The organism is Nonomuraea rhizosphaerae (genome assembly GCF_019396405.1).
Lineage (GTDB): Bacteria > Actinomycetota > Actinomycetes > Streptosporangiales > Streptosporangiaceae > Nonomuraea > Nonomuraea rhizosphaerae.
In genome coordinates, this window is record NZ_JAHKRL010000289.1 from 1 (window position 1) to 2415 (window position 2415).

Here is a 2415-nt window from a genome sequence, read left to right on the forward strand (position 1 = left end):
GACCGCCCCCGCCTACGTCTTCGGCCCGGGCGCCGAGAACACTCCGGCGGCGACCGCCTCGACGACGGCCGAGAAGAAGACGACCACAGGTAAGAAGACGACCAGCGCGAAGAACGCCTGCACGGCCGACGCCCGCTACCCCAAGCGCCAGTTGCGCGGCGTCTGGATCGCCACGGTCAGGAACATCGACTGGCCCTCGCGCACCGGCCTGACCGCGGCCAAGCAGCAGGCCGAGTACGTCAAGATCCTCGACGCGGCCGTCAAGCGGCGCTTCAACGCGGTGTTCGTGCAGGTGCGGCCCGCTTCCGACGCCCTCTACAAGTCCTCGATCGAGCCGTGGTCGCAGTACCTGACCGGCACCGCGGGCAAGGACCCCGGCTGGGACCCGCTGCCGTTCCTCGTGGACGAGGCGCACAAGCGCGGCCTGGAGTTCCACGCCTGGTTCAACCCGTACCGGGCCGCCTACGACGCGAGCGCGGCCAAGCTGCCCGCCGGCCACCCCGCCCGCCTGCACCCCGACTGGACCGTCAAGCACGGCGGCCGCCTCTACTACAACCCGGGCCTGCCGCAGGTGCGCGAGCACGTGACCAAGGTCGTGACCGACGTGGTCAAGCGCTACGACATCGACGGGGTGCACTTCGACGACTACTTCTACCCGTACCCGGGCGAGGGCGGGAAGTTCAATGACGATGCCGCCTTCACGAAGTACGGCAAGGGCATGAAGCTCGCCGACTGGCGGCGCGACAACGTCAACAAGCTCGTCGCCGAGGTCGACGAGGCGGTCCACGCGGCGAAGAGCCACGTCAAGTTCGGCATCAGCCCGTTCGGGATCTGGCGCAACAAGTCGAACGACCCGACCGGGTCCAACACTTCCGGCATGTCCGGCTATGACGAGATTTATGGGGATGCGCGGCACTGGATCAAGTCGGGCACCGTCGACTACGTGATGCCGCAGCTCTACTGGTCGCGCGGCTTCAAGGCGGCCGACTACAAGGCCCTGGTGCCCTGGTGGGCGAACGAGGTCAAAGGCACCGGCGTGGACCTGTACATCGGCCAGGCCCTCTACCGGGTCGGCGCCGACTCCGACAAGGCTTGGAACAAGGCCGGCGAGCTGTCGGCCCACCTGACGATCAACCGCGAGCACCCGCAGGTGGACGGCGACGTCTACTTCAGCGCCAAGCAACTGCTCACCAACCCGCTGGGCGCCATCGACCGGGTCGCCAAGGACCACTACAGCCGCCCGGCGCTGCTGCCGCTCATCAAGGGCCGCGGCGGCGACGCCCCCGCCAAGCCCGCCGGGGCCAAGGCCGCGGGCACCGTCGTGTCGTGGACGGCGAGCCCGGACGCCCGCGCGTACGCCGTCTACCAGGTGCCGAAGTCGGGCCAGGACTGCCAGGGCACCGACTCGCGCAGCCTGGTGGCCGTGGTGACCTCGCCGACGTTCACCGCCAAGGCGGCAGGCACCTACCTGGTCACCTCCCTCGACCGCCTGCAGAACGAGAGCAAGCCGGTGACGGTCACGGTGCCGCCCGTGTGACGTGATCTCCCCGATCCTCGCAATCCCGTGATCCTCGCGATCCCGTGATCGCCATGATCCTGTGATCGCCGCGATCCCCGTGATCCCCGGGTGAGGCGTGGGTCACGGGCACTCCCCGCGCCGTGAAACGATGTTCGCGGACGGTAACCGCGAGCGTAGGGAGCGTTCCCGTGAGGCGCGTGCTGGTCGTGTTGGCGATCCTCCTGTTCGCCGGGGGGCTCGCCCAGCCGGGGCAGGCCGAGACCGGCGGCGGGCGGGTGACGCTCATCGGGGTGCCCGGCCTGCACTGGAACGACCTGACCCCGGCAGACACGCCCCACCTGTGGCGGCTGGCCGGGCAGAGCGCGATCGGGTCGCTGTCCGTGCGCACCGTCGGCAGCGTGACCTGCCCGTACGACGGGTGGCTGACCGTGTCGGCGGGCACCAGGTCGGCGGCCGGCTACAACTGCGGCCTGCCGCCCGCCCCGCGGGCCCAGGGCGCGGGCGCGGTCATCCCCGACTACCGCTACCTGATCGACGTGGCGGGCCAGCGCGAGGCGGGCACGCTCGGCGAGGCGCTGAAGGCGGCCGGCCAGTGCGCGTTCGCGGCCGGTCCCGGCGCGGCCATGGCGATGGCCGACAGCCAGGGCGCCGTGTCCCACTACCGGCCGTCGGCGAGCCAGGTCACCGCCGCTGACCTGGGGCAGTGCCGGATGGCGGCGGTGGAGGTCGACGACCTGATCCGCCCCTACCTGGCGGCCACCGGCCAGCTCCCGCGCGTGCCCGACGAGCTGACCGCGCAGCGGCGGCGGGCCGCGCTGCGGCAGGCCGACGCGACGGCGGGCGCGGTGCTGGCCGCGGTCCCCGCCCGCGCCACCCTCCTGCTGGCGGGGCTGTCC

1 protein-coding gene and 1 pseudogene are annotated in these 2415 nt (G+C 71.6%); both read left to right on the forward strand.

Translation table 11 applies throughout. The features are described 5' to 3' along the window. A partial coding sequence (locus KME77_RS14800; protein WP_219467222.1) for a glycoside hydrolase family 10-like protein occupies nt 1-1537 on the forward strand: 1537 nt, incomplete at its 5' end. A 170-nt stretch (nt 1538-1707) separates the two neighbouring features. Next, nucleotides 1708-2415, forward strand: a pseudogene (locus tag KME77_RS14805) (hypothetical protein); the annotation flags it as partial.